12 protein-coding genes are annotated in these 17,607 nt (G+C 65.3%); 6 read left to right on the top strand and 6 right to left on the bottom strand.

The window, feature by feature from the left end; all coding sequences use genetic code 11:
* Positions 1 to 12 precede the first annotated feature (12 nt).
* Positions 13 to 2,217, bottom strand: coding sequence for a TonB-dependent receptor (locus tag SGRAN_RS19210; protein WP_067186226.1), 2,205 nt, complete (start codon positions 2,215 to 2,217; stop codon positions 13 to 15).
* Positions 2,218 to 2,360: 143 nt separating this feature from the next.
* Here SGRAN_RS19210 and SGRAN_RS19205 point away from each other — a divergent pair, with 143 nt between their 5' ends.
* Positions 2,361 to 4,676 (top strand): patatin-like protein, encoded by a 2,316-nt coding sequence (locus tag SGRAN_RS19205; protein WP_067186224.1) that lies wholly within the window; start codon positions 2,361 to 2,363, stop codon positions 4,674 to 4,676.
* Positions 4,677 to 4,706: 30 nt separating this feature from the next.
* Here the strand turns inward: SGRAN_RS19205 and dnaJ are convergent, their stop codons facing one another.
* Together dnaJ and dnaK are read right to left on the bottom strand one after the other, a co-directional pair.
* Positions 4,707 to 5,825 (bottom strand): molecular chaperone DnaJ, encoded by a 1,119-nt coding sequence (dnaJ, locus tag SGRAN_RS19200; RefSeq protein WP_067108657.1) that lies wholly within the window; start codon positions 5,823 to 5,825, stop codon positions 4,707 to 4,709.
* Positions 5,826 to 5,945: 120 nt separating this feature from the next.
* Positions 5,946 to 7,862, bottom strand: coding sequence for a molecular chaperone DnaK (gene dnaK, locus SGRAN_RS19195; protein ID WP_067186222.1), 1,917 nt, complete (start codon positions 7,860 to 7,862; stop codon positions 5,946 to 5,948).
* Positions 7,863 to 8,015: 153 nt separating this feature from the next.
* Here dnaK and SGRAN_RS19190 point away from each other — a divergent pair, with 153 nt between their 5' ends.
* Positions 8,016 to 8,525, top strand: coding sequence for a copper chaperone PCu(A)C (locus SGRAN_RS19190; RefSeq protein ID WP_067186220.1), 510 nt, complete (start codon positions 8,016 to 8,018; stop codon positions 8,523 to 8,525).
* 39 nt (positions 8,526 to 8,564) lie between these two features.
* Here the strand turns inward: SGRAN_RS19190 and SGRAN_RS19185 are convergent, their stop codons facing one another.
* Positions 8,565 to 9,029: a vgr related protein gene (locus SGRAN_RS19185; RefSeq protein ID WP_067186218.1), complete on the bottom strand. Its 465-nt coding sequence runs from the start codon at positions 9,027 to 9,029 to the stop codon at positions 8,565 to 8,567.
* A gap of 117 nt (positions 9,030 to 9,146) precedes the next feature.
* Between SGRAN_RS19185 and SGRAN_RS19180 the strand changes: the two genes are divergently transcribed.
* From SGRAN_RS19180 to SGRAN_RS19165, 4 genes are all read left to right on the top strand, one after another.
* A complete protein-coding gene (locus SGRAN_RS19180; protein ID WP_067186216.1) occupies positions 9,147 to 9,656 on the top strand; it encodes an RNA polymerase sigma factor in 510 nt (169 codons plus the stop codon).
* On the top strand, positions 9,653 to 10,711 hold the full coding sequence (locus SGRAN_RS19175; protein WP_067108671.1) for a FecR family protein: 1,059 nt from the start codon (positions 9,653 to 9,655) through the stop codon (positions 10,709 to 10,711). Before SGRAN_RS19180 ends, SGRAN_RS19175 begins: the two co-directional genes overlap by 4 nt.
* 80 nt (positions 10,712 to 10,791) lie before the next feature.
* Positions 10,792 to 14,127, top strand: a complete 3,336-nt coding sequence (locus SGRAN_RS19170; RefSeq protein WP_076077110.1) for a TonB-dependent receptor domain-containing protein — start codon at positions 10,792 to 10,794, stop codon at positions 14,125 to 14,127.
* A gap of 250 nt (positions 14,128 to 14,377) precedes the next feature.
* Entirely contained in the window at positions 14,378 to 15,733 is a 1,356-nt protein-coding gene (locus SGRAN_RS19165; protein ID WP_067186214.1) for a DNA recombination protein RmuC, read from the top strand.
* A 121-nt stretch (positions 15,734 to 15,854) separates the two neighbouring features.
* Here SGRAN_RS19165 and SGRAN_RS19160 read toward each other — a convergent pair whose 3' ends face one another.
* A complete protein-coding gene (locus tag SGRAN_RS19160; protein WP_067186212.1) occupies positions 15,855 to 16,568 on the bottom strand; it encodes an META domain-containing protein in 714 nt (237 codons plus the stop codon).
* A gap of 152 nt (positions 16,569 to 16,720) precedes the next feature.
* A complete protein-coding gene (locus tag SGRAN_RS19155; protein ID WP_404950384.1) occupies positions 16,721 to 17,536 on the bottom strand; it encodes a TrmH family RNA methyltransferase in 816 nt (271 codons plus the stop codon).
* Positions 17,537 to 17,607 lie beyond the last annotated feature (71 nt).

The raw sequence follows: 17,607 nt of genomic DNA, 5'->3' as shown, positions 1-17,607 counted from the left end.
GGTGGGCCATGCCTAGAAACGATAATCCCAGCCGAGCGTGAAGGTACGTCCGCGGCCGGCGAAGTTGAAGAAATTGTCCGTCGGTCGCTGGGTGTCGCTCGCATAGCTGATATATTGCCGGTCGAACAGATTCTGCACCGCAAGGCTGATGCCGCCGAGCCGGGTCTGATAGCGCAGGATGGCGTCGGTCAGATTATAGCCCTCGAAATCGTTGCGCGCGTCGCGGCCCGGCCCCCGGAAGGTGCGCGCGAGATAGAATTGCGTCTGGACGCGCGCGGACAGCGGGCCCTTCGCATAGGCGGCGGCAAGGTTGAGCCGGTCGGGCGAGATGTTGGCGCCGTCGAGGTCGGTGTCGACCGCCCCGTCGCCGTCATTATCGAACCGGCCTTCGATATGCGCATAGCCCGCCGACAGCGTGAGCCCGTCGATCGGCATCCGCACTGCCAGGTTGAGTTCGAGCCCCTCGATCTCGACGCGCTGGCGCACGACGTCGAAAATGCCGTCGGGACGCGCGATCAGAAGCTGCCCCTTGGTGCTCGTCGACCAGAAATAGGTCGCGGTCGCGTCGAGCGGTCCGCGCTTCACCTCGACCCCGATCTCGCGGTTGTTCGAGACGATCGGCGCGATATCGAGATAATTGTCGATATCGACCCCTGTCCTGCTCACCGCGCGGGTGATGCGGCCGACGTCGGGGACGGTATAGCCCTCGGCATAGCTGGCATAGGCTCGGATGCCCGGCGTCGGCTCGACGATCAGGCCGCCGTTGACCAGAACGTCGTCGAAGCTCGGGCTGCCGCCCCCGACGTCGACGCCGCCATAGGTCGAGGGACCGCAAGGTCCGGTCGGCACCGCCGGGGGCGTGGGGCACGCGACGAAGGTGTTGGCGGCGAGCGTGTGATAATCGGCAATGCTGATCTTCACATCCTCATAGCGCGCGCCGCCGGCCAGACGGACGATGCCGTCGAACAATTTGAGGTTCGCCTGGCCGAAGGGCGCGAAGCTGCGGAACCTGGTCGGTGGCACCCATGCGCGATTCGTGGCGATCAGCCGCTGCTCGCTTTCGTCCCACAGCGCGTCGAAGCCCGCGATCAGCGTCAGTGCCTCGAAACCCGGAACCGCGCGTTCATAGCTGATTTTGGCGCCGACCTTGCGGCTGCGGTTCTGCGACTGGTCGAACAGCGTGCCGACGGGCGCGATCACCGGGTCCTGAAAGCTGGCGATCGGATTGGGTTCGCCGCCGAACGTGTCGCGGGTGCGGTTCCAGAACAGCTGGCTGACGAAATTGCCGCCGCCCAGTTGCGGGTCGGTCAGCGACAGCGCGACGCTTTCGGTCCGGCTTGCGGCGGGAACGCCCGGCGGCGTTCCGCGCGTCTGGGTGGTGGGGATGCCCCCCGCTTTGTTGCCCGCGACCGGCGCATAGTCGCCGTCGCCCTTCATCTCATAGCGGCTGGCGATCAGGTCGAGCCGCATCGTGTCGGTGACGGCATAGCCGAAGCGGCCGAAGAGCGAGAGCGTCTTCGAATCCATCGTTTCGCCCTGCGTCAGGTTGATGCCGACCGGACGTCCCTCGCCGTCGCGAAAGATGCCGCGGATTTCATAGGCGGCACCGACCGTGGCGTCGAAGCGTCCCGCCTTGTACTGGACGAGCCCGGCCGCCTTGCCGCCCATGCCGGCGCCCGAAAATTCGTCGTCGGCGGTGCCCTGGAGCAGGAAGCGGCCGGACACGCCGTCGGCCTTCGGCGCGCCCACCGTCACCTGGTTGACGATGCCGCCGGTGCCGCCGATCCCCTGCAACGCGTTCGAGCCGTAGATGACCTCGACCCGGTCGATGAAGAAGCCGTCGATCGTGAAGCCGTCGCGGCTGCCGTCGCGCAGCGGGTTCGACTGCGGAATGCCGTTGATCGCATAGAGCGGCGCGCGCCCGCGCAGCGTTTCGCCGGCGCCCGACAATTTCTGCCGGGTGGGGGAGAAGCTGGGGGTCAGCGTCGCCACCGCGTCGGCGATCGACCCCGAAATCGCGATCTGCTGCTCCAGCGCCTGCTTGTCGATCAGGTCGATCGTCAGCGGCAGCGCGTTGGGCGGCAGGACGGTGCGCGCCGCGGTGACGATGATGGCCTCGTCGGCGTCGGCGCTGTCGGGCGCTGCGGCACTTTGGGCATGGGCGGGCGACGAAAGCGCGGTGCAGGCCAGCGCTGCGGCGAAATATCTGCGATTCATTCTTGGCTCCTGTTCCGGATGCGCTGCTAATGCGAGCCATTCGCAGACGCAAGGGCAAAGCAGGATCGGTGCCGCTTCGGTTCGCTTTCGGACCCGGTGTGGAAAATTCGCCACAGTGCGCAAAGCGCGCTATCACCGCCGCCATGCGCGAGAAGGAACTGCGTTTCGCCCTGATCTGCTATGGCGGCATCAGCCTTGCCGTCTATATGCACGGGATCACCAAGGAGATATGGCGCCTCGCCGCGGCGTCGCGCGCCTTTCACGACGGCACCGACGCCGCCGGGTCGGGCGTCGTCTATCGCGAGCTGCTCGCCGCGATCCAGGAGAAGAGCGGGGTGCGGCTGCGCGTGCTCGCCGACATCGTCGCGGGGGCCAGCGCGGGGGGGATCAACGGCGTTTTCCTGGCGCGCGCGCTCGCCGAGGGCCTGTCGCTCGATCCGCTGACCGAATTGTGGCTCGACGATGCCGATGTCGATCGCCTGCTCGACCCCGACGCGCGGCCGCTGTCCGCCGCGACCAAATTCTGGGCGGTGCCGATCGCCGGCTGGGCGATGAAGCGGCGCGGCAATGTGATCGACCGCACCGTGGGCGGGAGCGCGCAGGACGAGGTGCGCGCGAAGCTGTCGCGCTTCGTGCGCGCGCGCTGGTTCGAACCGCCCTTTGGCGGCGCGATCTTCTCCAACCTGCTGCTTGACGCGTTCGACGCGATGGACAAGGCGCCGCGCGGCCCGACGCTGGTTCCGGCGGGGCAGCCGGTCGACCTGTTCGTCTCGGCCACCGATTTCGCGGGGCACAGCATGCCGCTGGCGCTCAACAGCCCGCCGCGCGTTACCGAGCAGGAGCATCGGCTGGTGATGCATTTCCGGCAGGACGGGCGCATGGGCAAGCGGCTCGACGATGTTCCGGGCCTTGCCGCGGCGGCGCGGGCGACCGCCAGCTTTCCCGGCGCCTTTCCGCCCTTCACGCTGCGCGAACTCGACGGCGTCCTTGCCCAGCGCGGCATCGACTGGCCGCACCGCGACGCTTTCATCAAGGTGCAGCTTCCCGCCGGCAGCGAAGCCGATCCCGCCGATCGGGTGCTGATCGACGGATCGGTGCTCGCCAACGCGCCCTTCCGCCCGGCCATCGCCGCGCTCAAGCAGCGGCCGGCGCGGCGCGAGATCGACAGGCGCTTCGTCTATATCGACCCCAAGCCCGATTATCGTTCGATCCGCTTCGGCCGGCACGGCGAGCCGGTCGAGGGCGCCGAAAAGCGGCTGCCGGGCTTTCTGACGACGATCCTGGGCTCGCTTTCCGAAATCCCGCGCGAACAGCCGATCCGCGACAATGTCGAGGTGATCGAGAGCATGTCGCGGCGCATCCGCCGCATGCAGCATATCGTCGACGCGATGAAGGTCGAGGTCGAGGAACAGGTGGCGGCGCTGTTCGGCACCACCTTCTTCCTCGACAGCCCGACCCCGGCGCGCCTCGGCAAGTGGCGCGCCAAGGCGCAGACCGAAGCGGCGGCGCGCGCGGGCTTCGCTTTCGCGCCCTACGGCCACCTCAAGCTGTCGGCGGTGGTCGAGGAACTGGTGGCGCTGGTCGAGCGGTTGGCGCCCTCCGAAGGCGCGATCCACCGCGCGCGGCGGCGCGAAGCGCTGTGGGAGGAGGTGCGGCGGCGCGGGCTCGACCGCATCTCGGGCAAGCGCGGCGCGGGGGCGAGCGGCGACGCCATCGCCTTCTTCCGCATCCACGACCTCGGCTTTCGCATCCGACGGCTGCGCTTCCTCGCGCGCGAGCTTGACGCGATCGAGGCGACGCGCGACGCGCCCGACCCGGCGTGCGAGGCGATGCACGAGGCGATCTTCGCCGCGCTCGGCCTCTATCTGGAGCGCGAAGGTGACAACTGGCTCGCCGACCTCGACGTCGCCGAGGATGCCGGGATGGGGGAATGGATCGACGCGATCGGCGACCGGCGCGACCTCGTCGACGTCGATGCCGAGACCGACGAGCTGATCGCCGCGGCGCTCGCGGCGCTGCCCAAGGACGACCGGCGGACGATGCTGCTCGCCTATCTCGGCTATCCCTTTTTCGACATCGCGACGCTGCCGCTGCTGCAGGGCGAGGGATTCGACGAATTCGACCCGATCAAGATCGACCGCATCTCGCCCTCCGACGCGACCGCGATCCGTCCCGGCGGTGCGGCAGCGATGCTAAAGGGGATCGAGTTCAACAGCTTCGGCGCCTTCTTCAGCCGCGCCTACCGCGAGAACGACTATCTGTGGGGGCGGCTCCACGGCGCCGACCGCCTGATCGACATCGTGGCGTCGAGCGTGACCGGCGACGGCGCGCTGACGAGCGAGGAACTGGCGGCGATCAAGCGCCGCGCCTTCCACGCGATACTCGACGAGGAGGACGGCCGGTTGCCGCGGGTGCAGGCGCTGGTCGACGAGATACGGGGAGAGATCGGAGCCATCTGAGCCCTTCCGCAAGAGGAAGGGACAGGATGATCATTCGGTCAGGTCGTCCCACATTTCCTTGATGCGGCCGAAGAAGCCCTGGCTCGCGGGGCATTCGTCGCCGGTCTCGGTCTCGCGAAAGGCTTCGAGCAGTTCCTTCTGCTTCGCGTTGAGCTTCGTCGGCGTCTCGACGTCGATCTGGATGACGAGGTCGCCGTTGCCGCGGCCGTTGAGCACGGGCATGCCGGCGCCGCGCTGACGCAACTGCTTGCCCGACTGGATGCCGGCGGGAATGGTGATGTCGTGCTTGCGGCCGTCGAGGCCGGGGATAGTGATGCAGCCGCCGAGCGCCGCCGTGGTGAAGCTGATCGGCGCGCGCGTGAACAGCGTCGTCCCCTCGCGTTCGAACAGCCGGTGCCGCGCGATGTGGAGGAAGATGTAGAGGTCGCCCGGCGCCGCGCCGCGCGCACCCGACTCGCCCTCGCCCGACAGGCGGATGCGCGTCCCTTCGTCGACCCCGGCGGGGACGTTGACGGTCAGCGTCTTGCGCCGGTCGACGCGGCCCTCGCCATGGCACTGGTCGCACGGATCGGTGATGACCTCGCCCGATCCCTGGCAATGCGGGCAGGTGCGCTCGACCATGAAGAAGCCCTGCTGCGCGCGCACCTTGCCGTGGCCGCCGCACGTCGTGCAGCGATGGGTCGAGGTGCCGGGCCGGGCGCCCGATCCGTCGCACGCATCGCAGCGCGCCGCGACATCGACCTGAATCTCGCGCACGCAGCCCGAAAAGGCGTCCTCGAGCCTGATTTCCATGTCGTAGCGCAGATCGGCGCCGCGCGCCGGGCCGCGCTGCTGCCGCCCGCCGCCGCCGAAGGCCGAACCGAAGATCGATTCGAAGATGTCGCCGATGTCGCCGAAATCGGCATGGCCGCCGAAGCCGCCCTGCGGCATGCTCTTGCCGAAACGATCGTAGGCCGCGCGCTTTTGCGGGTCCTTCAGCACCTCATAGGCTTCGTTGATCGCCTTGAAGCGCGCTTCGCTGTCCTGGCACCCCGGATTGCGGTCGGGGTGATATTTCATCGCCAGCTTGCGATAACTCGCCTTGAGCGTCGCATCGTCGGCGGTCCGCTCGCATTCGAGCAGTTCATAATAATCGATGTCGAGCGACATGCTGCAAAGCCCCTTACTTCAACCCGTCGCCCCGGCGAAGGCCGGGGCCGCTATCGGTTCGGCGGAGCCTTGCCGGGAGCGATGCCGGCCTTCGCCGGCATGACGGGTGAAGCCCATTCCTTACTTCTTGTCGTCCTCGACTTCCGAGAATTCGGCGTCGACGACATCCTCGTCGGCCTTGGCGCCGTCCGTATCCGGGCCGGCCTCGGCGCCGGGCGACGCCGCGGTCTGCTGTTCCTTCTCGTAGATCGCCTGGCCCAGCTTCATCGCGACCTGCGCGAGCGCCTGCGCCTTTTCGGTCATCGCGGCGGCATCGCCGCCCTCGACCGCCGTCTTGGCTTCGGCGACCGCGGCCTCGATCTCGGACTTCAGCCCCGCATCGACCTTGTCGCCATGCTCTTCGAGCTGGCGCTCGGTCGTGTGGATCAGGCTTTCGGCGTTGTTCTTCGCCTCGGCCGCCTCGCGACGCTTCTTGTCCTCTTCGGCGAACTGTTCGGCGTCCTTGACCATCTGGTCGATGTCGGCATCCGACAGGCCGCCGCTGGCCTGGATCTTGATCTGCTGTTCCTTGCCGGTGCCCTTGTCCTTCGCCGAGACGTTGACGATGCCGTTGGCGTCGATGTCGAAGGTCACCTCGATCTGCGGCACGCCGCGCGGCGCCGGCGGGATGCCGACGAGATCGAACTGGCCGAGCATCTTGTTGTCGGCCGCCATCTCGCGCTCGCCCTGGAAGACGCGGATCGTCACCGCCGACTGATTGTCGTCGGCGGTCGAATAGACCTGCGACTTCTTGGTCGGGATGGTGGTGTTGCGGTCGATCATGCGCGTGAACACGCCGCCCAGCGTCTCGATGCCCAGCGACAGCGGCGTCACGTCGAGCAGCAGCACGTCCTTGACGTCGCCCTGCAGAACGCCTGCCTGGATCGCGGCGCCGATCGCGACCACCTCGTCGGGGTTGACGCCGGTGTGCGGTTCCTTGCCGAAGAAGTCCTTCACCACTTCGCGCACGCGCGGCATGCGGGTCATGCCGCCGACCAGCACGACCTCGTCGATGTCGCTCGCGCTGACGCCGGCGTCCTTGATCGCCTTCTTGCACGGTTCGAGCGTCCGCTTGATCAGCTCTTCGACCAGCTTTTCGAGGTCGGCGCGGGTGATCGTCTTGACGAGGTGCTTCGGCCCGTTGGCATCGGCGGTGATGAAGGGCAGGTTGACCTCGGTCGACTGCGCCGACGACAGTTCGATCTTCGCCTTTTCGGCGGCTTCCTTGAGCCGCTGGAGCGCCAGCTTGTCGCCGCGCAGGTCGATGCCTTCGTCCTTCTTGAAGCCGTCGGCCAGATATTCGACGATCTTCGAGTCGAAATCCTCGCCGCCGAGGAAGGTGTCGCCGTTGGTCGACTTCACCTCGAACACGCCATCGCCGACTTCGAGCACCGAAATGTCGAAGGTGCCGCCGCCGAGGTCATAGACCGCGATCGTCTTGTTCTCCGACTTGTCGAGCCCGTAAGCGAGCGCGGCCGCGGTTGGCTCGTTGATGATACGCAGCACTTCGAGACCGGCGATCTTACCGGCATCCTTGGTCGCCTGCCGCTGCGCGTCGTTGAAATAGGCCGGGACGGTGATCACCGCCTGCTCGACCTTCTCGCCGAGATAGGATTCGGCGGTTTCCTTCATCTTCTGAAGGATGAAGGCCGAAATCTGCGACGGCGAATAATCCTCGCCGCCCGCGCGGACCCAGGCGTCGCCGTTCGCGCCCTTGACGATGTTGTAGGGAACGAGTTCCATGTCCTTCTTGGTCATGGGGTCGTCGAAACGGCGGCCGATCAGGCGCTTCACCGCGAAAATCGTGTTTTCGGGATTGGTGACGGCCTGGCGCTTCGCCGGCTGGCCGATCAGCCGCTCGCCGTCCTTGGCGAAGGCGACGATCGACGGCGTCGTGCGCGTGCCTTCGACATTTTCGATAACCTTGGGCTTGCCGCCCTCCATGACCGCGACACAGCTGTTCGTGGTGCCGAGGTCGATCCCGATCACTTTGGCCATAATCTCAACGTCCTTGTTGCTTCTTCGGCGCCCTGATGCGGCACGCCTGATGTTCGTCTGATGGGCGCGATATAGGTGCGCTGATCCTTGGCACAAGGGTTTCCAGAGCGTATCTGGGACAGGAAATTGCAGCTTTTCGGGAGTCCGCACATCATGAAAGCCCTTGCCATCGCCGCGCTTGCCGCCGCCACCTTCGCCATCGGGGGGTGCCAGGAAAATCTTGGCGCCGGTCCGCAGCTCAATGTCGTCTCCGGCTATATCCAGATGGGCGCGACCCCCGATCGGCCCGCGGTCGGCTATTTCACCGTCGAGGGCGGGCCGCAGCCGGTCGAACTGGTCGCGGTGACCGCCGACCTCGCGCAGCGCGTCGAGATGCACGAAAGCGTGCGCGAGAACGGCGTGGTGACGATGAAGCCGCTCGCGAGCGCCGCGGTGCCCGCCAAGGGCAAGCTCGAATTCAAGCCCGGCGGCAAGCATCTGATGATCTGGCACATCAACGGCGCCGCGGTGCGCGCGGGCAAGCTGCCGATGGCCTTCGTCTTCACCAACAACAACAACGACCGCATCCTGTTCGACATGCCGATCAAGCCGGCACCCGATGCCGGCGCGGCGAACCATGACGGCATGGACCATGATGCGGGCGAAGGCGCCGCGAAGAAGTAGTCCCGGCCGCCTTCCGTTTCGCCGAAGGGCCGGCCCGGATCAGGCGGTGCCGAACGGCAGGATGCTTTCGAGCGTTGCGAGCGGCGGTGCGCCGGGAACGACGAGCTTGTGGCGAAGCAGGAAGGTGTGGCGGACGATTTCCGCCTGCTGCTCGATCCCGTAGCGCTCCAGTTTCCAGCCGGGCTTGATGGTGTAGCTGTACCGGCAGAATGGGTGTCGGCGCAGGACGAGGTTCATGCCGTGCTGGAACTGCCAGACGTGAACCAGTTCGTGGATCAGATGCCCCTGCCAGCCGAGCGTGGCATGGGCGAAACAGTCGCAATAGCCCGGTCCCTTCGGGTGGAAATGGATGCGGCCGCGCGGGGCCATCGTGATCCGGCGCGGCTGGAACGGCCACCATTTCCGATGGACGATGCGAACGGCGTCGAGATCGAGCGCATCGCCGAACATGCCCTGCGCCATCGTGCGTTCTGCGTCGGTCAGCGGTCGTCCCTCGTCCAGCATGGCGCCACCATAGAGGCAAATGGACGGGAGGAAAGACGGTGTGCGCCGCGTCCCGATTTTTCGGGGCGCCAACTTCCCACCCATGCGTCATATAGACAGGGGAGGAAGAATTAGCGGATGGCTGCGGAAGCTGCCTCTGATCTGGAACGCTTGAGCCGGAAGTTCCGGCCGGCCCTTGTCGCGTTTTTCTCGCGGAGAATATCGAGCCATGCCGAGGCCGAAGACATGACGCAGGAAGTGTTCATCCGCCTGGCCCAGACGCAGACAGACCATTTCGATTCCACCGAGGCGTTCATCTTTCGCATCGCGACGAACCTGCTGCGCGACCGCTCGCGCCGCGACCGCGTGCGCAATGCCTACCGCCAGTCCGTCGAGCAGGATGATGCGGGCGAGGTCGATCCCCTCGACCCGCACCGCATCGCCGCCGCGCGCGAAACCATCGGCAAGCTGTGGGCGGCGATCCAGGCGCTGCCCGAGCCGACCCAGCAGATTTTCATCCTCTACCGCGTCGAGAATATGGACAAGCAGACGATTGCCGACAATTTCGCCTATAATGTGCGGACAGTCGAAAAGCATATTTCTCGCGCGCTGGTCTTTCTCGCTCGCCGGGTAGGGGGAAGGCCATGATCCATTCGGCAGACGACGACATGCCGCTCGCCCATGAGGAGCAGGCTGCCGAATGGTGCTGGCGCATCGCCGATCGCGCCCTGAGCGAAAGCGAGCGCGACGAGTTCGATGCATGGCTCCGCGCGGATCCGCGTCACCGCGAGGCGTTCGACGAGATGGTAACGGTCTGGAAAGGCACCGACGCCATCGCCGAGATGCCGGGCTTCCTCTCGCTCCGCGCCAAGGCGCTGACGACGATGGAAGCCGCGCGCGGCGCGGGCGATCCGCGATCTGGCTGGCGCAGAAGCCGACAGCGCGTTCTCGCCCTTGCGGCGGTTCTGGTGCTGATGGTGATCAGCGGCGCATGGTATCTGGCGAGCGGCCCCGACGTCTATGCCACCGGCATCGGCGAGCGGCGCGTCGTTCGGCTCGACGACGGGTCGCGCGTGTCGCTCGACGCGTCGAGCCGGGTCACGGTCGCCTATTCGGGCGACAGGCGCACGCTCGTCCTCGAACGCGGGCGCGCGAAATTCGACGTGGCGAAAGACCCGCTGCGTCCCTTCACCGTCACCGCCGGGCAAAAGACGGTGGTCGCGACCGGCACGGCATTCAGCGTCGAACTGCTGCGAGACCAGATGCGCGTCCTGCTCTACGAGGGCCATGTCGCGGTGCTGGCGCATCCCGCGGGTCAGGCGCGGGCGCCAGAGCGCATCGGCGGACGTACCGACGCGGGATCGCGGCTCAGGCCGGGGCAGGAACTGACCCTGATTCTGTCGTCGGGCGCGGCGAGCATCGCTCCCGCCGACGCCGTTCGGTCGCTGTCGTGGGAGGGCGGACGGCTGACCTTCATCGACGAACCGCTGGCGCGCGCGGTCGAGCGCGTGAATCGCTACGCCGACACGCCGATCGTCGTCGGCGACGCGACGGCGGGCGGCTATCCGGTCAACGGCGTGTTCGACGCAGGCGACACCCGCGGCTTCATCAGCGGCGTGACCGCGATCTTCCCGGTTTCGGCCCGCGCCGAGGGCGGCAGTATCCGGCTCGATAGCGCGGCAAGGGCCGCACCGGAAAAATAGAGGGGCGCAAATCCGGCGGCCGTGCGTCTCATTTTACAGGGGGGCGTGAATCGACCCCTCGTAACTTGGGGGAGTATCTCATGTCTTTCAGGCCGCACCTGCTGTCCGGGCTTGCCACCGCCGCTATCGTCGTTTCCGCCCTTCCGGCGCCCGCCTTTGCGCAACAGGCCGTCGCGTTCGACATCCCGGCGCAGGACCTTGGCGGCGCATTGCGCGCCTTGGCGCAGGCCAGCGGCATTCAGGTTGTCTTCGATGGCGCCGCGCTGCGCGGCAAGCGCAGCCCAGCCTTGAAGGGTAGCTATTCGGTCGATGCCGCCCTGACGGCGTTGTTGCGCGGCAGCGGGATGAGCGCGCATCGCAATGCCGAGGGTGTGTATGTGATCGCTCGGGCCGCGGCGGAAAACAACAGCGCCGAAGGCTTCCGGCCCGAGGAAATCGTCGTCACCGCGCAAAAGCGCAAGGAGGCGGTTCAGGACGTTCCGATCGCCATTTCCGCGTTCAGCGAAAAGGCACTCGAGGAACAGAAGATCGAAGGCGGCTTCGACCTGCTGAAAGCGATCCCCAACGTCACCTTCTCGAAGAATAATTTCACGGGCTATAATTTCTCGATCCGCGGCGTCGGGACCAAGGCGGTGTCGGCGACGACTGACCCCGGCGTTGCCGTGGCGTTCAACAATACGACGCTGATCCACAATCGCCTGTTCGAGCAGGAATATCTGGACGTCGAGCGGGTCGAGGTGCTGCGCGGACCGCAAGGTACGCTCTACGGTCGCAATGCGACCAGCGGCGTCATCAACCTGATCCCGCGCCGTCCGAAAATGGGTGTGTTCGAAGGGTCGATCAAGGGCGAGGTCGGCAACTACGATACCAAGCGCCTGAATGCGACCCTGAACGTCCCGCTGGTCGGCGACGTGCTCGCGCTGCGCCTTGCCGGGTCGATGACGACGCGCGACGGCTTCGACTATAACGACACCACGAAGAACCGCATAAACGGCCGCGATTTGTGGACAGGCCGCGCATCGCTCGCATTTGAACCGGAGCCCTGGTTCCGGGCCAATCTGATCTGGGAACGCTTCAACGAGGATGACAATCGGTCCCGCACCGGCAAGCAGCTTTGCCATCGCGACGATGGACCGACGCATGTCGGCGGCGTCGATCTGGCCGACAATGTGAATGTGTATACGGGCGTGGAAATCCGTCGTGCCTTGTTCGGTCAGGGATGTAAGCCCGGCAGCCTCTTTGATGACGCCGCCTTTGGGACGCCCAATGGTTTATCGTACGGCTTCATTCTAGGTGCGGTGGGCCTGAAGGATGCTGGAACCGGCCTTGGATTTTTGAATGCCGAACAGAGCGGAGGATTACAGGCCATCATCCAACCGGTTGATCCGTACGGTGGGCTTATGCAGAATCGTGACCTGCGCGTGATCAACTCGATCCGTGATCCTCGCTACCGTGCAAAGGCCGATCTTCTCCAGTTCAACTTTGACATTGACTTCACGCCCGCTCTGACCTTCACTTCCCAGACGGCGTACAATGAAGATAAAACTTATTCATTTCAGGATTACAATAGATTTAATAGTTTTCCCGTCTTCACAAATACGTCAAATTTAATTCAGCATACTGGGGAGCCAAGTCAATATCGTGACTTGGCTCCGGGAGGAATATTCTGCGATCCGCAGGTGGGATGTACTGACAAGGTGGCCGGTTTTGATATAAGCCAAGCAAAATCAAAGCAGTTCAGTCAGGAACTTCGCCTACAGTCATCATTTAATGGGCCTTTTAACTTTAGCGCAGGCGTCAACTATACCCATTTTAAGACTGTAGATGACTATTATGTCATGTACAATGTGTTGACGGCATTGGCTTGGGGGCCAGGGTTTTTCTCGATCCCGGACCTTGCAACTCCGTGGGATCCAGCCGTGTGCCCCGGATCCAATACGATAGGCGGCCCCGCGGTTTCACCATCCGATCCGCTAGCGACTTGTCCTTATGTTGATCCAAATCCTGTTGATAGCATTGATGGGAATGGCCACAATTACTTTCGATCCAAGAATCCCTATAGGCTTGCATCTTCAGCGATTTTTGGCGAGGCCTATTGGAATATCCGCGACGATCTGAAGCTGACAGCCGGTTTTCGCTACACGGATGACCGCAAAACATTCACGCCGGTTCCTTCGCAGGCCTTGCTGGCAAGGTCGATGTGGGCAGGTGGAACGGTCTCCTCTGGCTATCCGGAACTCGCACCCATCAAACAGACTTGGCGCGAGTGGACGGGCAGGATAGGCCTCGACTGGAAACCGGAACTAGGTTTCACTGACGATACCATGCTCTACGCCTTTTATTCCCGTGGTTACAAAGGGGGCGGAGCAAACCCGCCGAGCCCCGGCTTCGCAACTGGGGAAGAGTTTCTAGCTAACGCTTTGGCTGACGGCGTTAATCCACTAGTTCTCGATTTTTATACGGGTATGTATCCTGTATTGACTCTTAATTCCGTAGAATATGATTCGACATTTAATCCAGAATTCGTGAACTCTTTTGAAATAGGTGCCAAGAATACGTTGCTAAATGGCGCGCTGACATTCAACGCTACGGCATTCCTATACGACTATAAAGATTATCAGGTTTCGCAAATTCGGGACCGTACGGCTGTAAACGAGAATTTCGACGCCAAGGTATGGGGTCTGGAATTCGAGACGGTGTTCGCGCCGACGCGGAATCTGCGGATCAATGCCAATCTTGGCTATCTCCGCACAAAGATCGGCAAAGGTGAGAGCTCGATCGACATCATGAACCGCACGCAAGGCAATCCCGATTACACTTTGGTCAAGCCGTGGATGCAATTGCCGTCCAACTGTGTCGTTCCGACTCATGTCGCAGCGGAATGGGCGCGCGCGCGTTCCGGTCTTATGCAATATTATGGCCTGTGCGGCGGCGTCAGGGGCCTGATCGCCGGATTCTTTCCTCCGGTCATCACGGACCCTGCCTTTGGCGGCACCGAATATGATCCCGCCAACTATCCCGAACTGAATGGCGGCGCTGGTCTCCGGGCCGACTTGAGCGGCAACGAATTGCCCAACGCACCCCGCTGGACGGCCAACATCGGCGCTCAATATACGATCGACTTCGATGCCGACTGGAGTGCGACCCTTCGGGGCGACGCTTATTGGCAGGCCAAAAGCTGGCACCGCGTCTATAATCTCGACCCTTATGATCGCCTGAAAAGTTGGTCTAACGTCAACATTTCGCTGCGCGTCGATGGGCCCGAGGATCTGACGTTCGAAGCTTATGTGAAGAATGTCTTCAACAAGTCGCCGATCACCGACGCCTTCCTGAACTCGGACGATACGGGCCTGACGACCAACGTCTTCACGCTCGATCCGCGCGTCATCGGGTTCAGCATCGCAAAGAAATTCTGACGTCCTCTCCACCCACCACTGGGGGAAACCTTGGGTCGATGCCTCCTTGCTCCCGGGCAAGCATCGGCCCAGCTTTTTTGGGAGGGCCGACGGGATATGGGCTCTCGCGCCCGCCGAGCGTGCCGATCGGCGGTGCGGCGCGGGTGGAGGCCTGTCGGGCGGTGCTGCCGTTCGGGCCGATGCGTTGATCGGAGCCGGCTGCCGCCGAAACCTCTGGCCAAAGGCGCAGCGTTCATTCTATGTTCCGTGCATGGATATGCTCTCGCTGATCGCCGCTCTTGTCGCGCTCGTCCTAGGCGCTCTGATCGGCTGGTTGTTTGCCGGGCGGCAGGCGGGGGCGCTGCGGGCCGAGCGTGACGGGTTGGCCGAGCGGTTCAAGATCGCCGTGACCGACCTTGCCGCAGAGGCCGACGCGCGCAAGGCCGCCGACCTGCAATTGTCGGCGCTGCTCGCCGAGCAGAAGGCGCGCGATGCCGCGCATGACGCGCAGATCGCCCAGCTTCGCGAGGCGCAGGCGGCACTTACCGCGCAGTTCCGCGAGGTTGGGCAGGCGATGCTCGGCGAGGCGCAGAAGGCGTTCCTCGAACGCGCCGAGGCGCGCTTCCGGCAGAGCGAGGAAAGCGCGGGGCAGAATCTGAAGGCGCTGCTGTCGCCCGTCCACGAGCGGCTCGAAAAATATGAGCGGGCGGTGACGAAGGTCGAGGCCGACCGGCAGAGCGCCTTCGGCATCCTGCAGGGGCAGATCGAATCGATGCGCGCGCAGAACGAGCGCGTGTCGAGCGAGGCGGCGAAGCTGGTCAACGCGCTGCGCAACGCGCCCAAGGCGCGCGGCCGCTGGGGCGAGCAGCAGCTTCGCAATGTCCTCGAAAGCTGCGGTCTTTCCGAACATGCCGATTTCCAGACCGAGGTCAGCGTCGCCGACGGCGAGGGCGGGCGGCTGCGCCCCGACGTGGTGGTGCGGGTGCCGGGCGGGCAGAATCTGGTCATCGACGCCAAGGTGTCGCTCAACGCCTATCAGGACGCGTTCGGCGCGGTCGATGAGGGGGAAAAGACGGCGCATCTGGCGGCGCACGCCGCGGCGATGAAGGCGCATGTCAACGCGCTCGGCGCCAAGGCCTATTGGAACCAGTTCGACGACACGCCCGACTATGTCGTGATGTTCGTCCCCGGCGAGCATTTCCTCGCCGCCGCGCTCGACCAGGATACGGGGCTGTGGGACTATGCGTTCGAGCGCAAGGTGCTGCTCGCGACCCCGACCAACCTGATCGCGATCGCGCGCACCGTCGCCGCGGTGTGGCGGCAGGAAAAGCTCGCGGGACAGGCGCGCGAGATCGCGGCGCTCGGCAAGGAACTGTACGCGCGCATGGCGACGATGGGCGGGCATATCGCGCGGGTCGGCAAGAATCTCGACCAGGCGACGGGCGCCTACAACGCCTTCGTCGGCAGCTTCGAATCGCAGGTGCTGACGCAGGCGAAGCGTTTCGAGGCGCTCGATATCGAGACCGGCGGCAAGGAAATCCCGACGCTGCCGGTCGCCGAACAGGCCGCGCGCCCGCTCGCCAAGCTGGCGGCAGCGCCGAACGCGGTGAACGACGCGGGCGAATGAGTCGCCATTGCTGCGTAGGCGGCATGTCGGCTTGGAGGCGCATGCCCGACCGGCATCGCTCCCCCGATCCCCGATCCCCGCTCGCCAACGGGGCGATGGTTCGGATTTTACGCCCGCGGTTCTATATCGCCCGCTTGAGCACGGCCGTCTTGCCGTCCCTGCCGGTCAGCACCATCGTGCCGTCCGCCGGGAAATCGACGCGCACCGGCGCCTCCATCAGGGCGAAGAAGCCGCGTTCCTGTTCCATCGCGGGGCCGGGGCAGGCCATCAGCGTTGCCGCGAGTCGCCCCGCGGTCAGCATTCCGTCCTTGACCGAATAGCTGCCGCCGAAGCGGTTGCAGCCGGCGCTGCCGCTCATCCGGTCACCGTCGAATTGCAGCTCGGCCGGCCGGTCGCCGGCGATCGCGACGCCGCCGATCGACACGAAGGTCCAGTGGGTGCCGGCCAGTTCGCCCGGCGGCAGGATCGCGCCGCCGCAGCCCTTCACCGTCTTGCCGTCGGCGGTCACCGTCACCGTGTCGCGATAGCGCCGGTCGCTCATCCCGTCGCTGCACGCGGCGTGGGCGACGTCGACCGTCAGGCGTGGCGTGACATAGCGTTCGCCGCCCGACGACGCGCGCGCGCCGGGGTTCGGCACGACGATATTCGTATCGCCGTAATCGCCGGCATAGTTCAGCCTTTCGGGGGTGATCTCCAGCGTCCAGCCGGGCTCGGTGCCGACCGCCATATAGGCGCCGGCGGGCGGCGGCGCATCGCCGGGCGCCTGCGGCGTCCCGGTGGACGCGCAGGCGGAGAGGGCGAGGGAAAGGGCGAGCAGGGGCAGCGTTTTCGTCATGGTCGTCTCCAGGAACGCGTTCGTGTCGGGTGGAGCCGGGATAGTCCGCGTCCTGTTCGGCACGCGCCCCGGTTCCGCTCGACTCGAACGGAAAGGCGGGCGTCTAGTTGCATGGGACTGGCGCTTTTCTGAACGATCCGGCCAAGCGCCGTTCATCTTCGCCGCTGGTTCAGCACCTCATAGGCCATCACCGCCGCGGCGACCGCGGCGTTCAGGCTGTCGGCCTTGCCCAGCATCGGCATCTTCACGCGCACGTCGGCGGCGGCGGCATAGGCGGGCGGTAGCCCCTGCGATTCGTTGCCGATCAGCAGGAAGGTCGGCGCGGCATAGCGCACCGCCTGATAATCCTTGCTGTCGTCGCCCAGCCAGGTCGCGACCAGCTCGCCGCGGCCGGCGCGCAGCCAGGGCAGGAATTCGTCCCAGCGCGCCTGCACCAGCCGCTGGGTGAAGATCGCCCCCATGCTCGCGCGCACCGCTTCCACCGACCAGGGATCGGTGCTGTCGTCGAGCAGGATCAGCCCGCCCGCCCCGACCGCATCGCCGGTGCGCAGCATCGTGCCGAGGTTGCCGGGGTCGCGCAGCCGCTCGGCGACCAGCCAGATCGGCGCGGCGTCGCGGTCGATGTCGGCCAGTGCGGTCTGCGGCTCGGCATAGATGCCGACGACGGTCTGCGGATTGTCCTTGCCGGAGAGTTTGGAAAGGATCGCGGGCGTCGTGTCGATCACCTCGCCGCCCGCCGCCAGCGTCGCCTCGACCAGCGCCTTCGCCAGCGGATGCCCGGCGGCGCCTTCGTCGGCGAGGAACAGCCACTGCGGCAGCACCCCCGCCTCGCGCGCCTCGGTCGCGATCCGCAGCCCTTCGGCGAGGAAGAGGCCTTCGGCGCGGCGGTGCCGTTTCTCGCGCAGCAGCCGCATCCGCTTGACCAGCGGGTTGGAGAGACTTTCGATGCGGGAACGGCGAGTGGTCAACGATGGACGTCCCTTAGAGCGTGATAATGTTTGGATAAACCATGTCGTGTCCCCGCGTAGGCGGGGACCCA

Origin of the sequence: Sphingopyxis granuli (assembly GCF_001559015.1) — a bacterium.
GTDB classification, from domain to species: domain Bacteria; phylum Pseudomonadota; class Alphaproteobacteria; order Sphingomonadales; family Sphingomonadaceae; genus Sphingopyxis; species Sphingopyxis granuli.
This window is presented reverse-complemented; position numbering and strand designations above follow the sequence as displayed.

What these genes read in the sequence shown, in the direction of transcription:
- SGRAN_RS19210 (WP_067186226.1), bottom strand. Translation starts at nt 2,217, where the DNA reads ATGAATCGCAGATATTTCGCCGCAGCGCTGGCCTGCACCGCGCTTTCG.
- SGRAN_RS19205 (WP_067186224.1), top strand. Translation starts at nt 2,361, where the DNA reads ATGCGCGAGAAGGAACTGCGTTTCGCCCTGATCTGCTATGGCGGCATC.
- dnaJ (WP_067108657.1), bottom strand. Translation starts at nt 5,825, where the DNA reads ATGTCGCTCGACATCGATTATTATGAACTGCTCGAATGCGAGCGGACC.
- dnaK (WP_067186222.1), bottom strand. Translation starts at nt 7,862, where the DNA reads ATGGCCAAAGTGATCGGGATCGACCTCGGCACCACGAACAGCTGTGTC.
- SGRAN_RS19190 (WP_067186220.1), top strand. Translation starts at nt 8,016, where the DNA reads ATGAAAGCCCTTGCCATCGCCGCGCTTGCCGCCGCCACCTTCGCCATC.
- SGRAN_RS19185 (WP_067186218.1), bottom strand. Translation starts at nt 9,029, where the DNA reads ATGCTGGACGAGGGACGACCGCTGACCGACGCAGAACGCACGATGGCG.
- SGRAN_RS19180 (WP_067186216.1), top strand. Translation starts at nt 9,147, where the DNA reads ATGGCTGCGGAAGCTGCCTCTGATCTGGAACGCTTGAGCCGGAAGTTC.
- SGRAN_RS19175 (WP_067108671.1), top strand. Translation starts at nt 9,653, where the DNA reads ATGATCCATTCGGCAGACGACGACATGCCGCTCGCCCATGAGGAGCAG.
- SGRAN_RS19170 (WP_076077110.1), top strand. Translation starts at nt 10,792, where the DNA reads ATGTCTTTCAGGCCGCACCTGCTGTCCGGGCTTGCCACCGCCGCTATC.
- SGRAN_RS19165 (WP_067186214.1), top strand. Translation starts at nt 14,378, where the DNA reads ATGGATATGCTCTCGCTGATCGCCGCTCTTGTCGCGCTCGTCCTAGGC.
- SGRAN_RS19160 (WP_067186212.1), bottom strand. Translation starts at nt 16,568, where the DNA reads ATGACGAAAACGCTGCCCCTGCTCGCCCTTTCCCTCGCCCTCTCCGCC.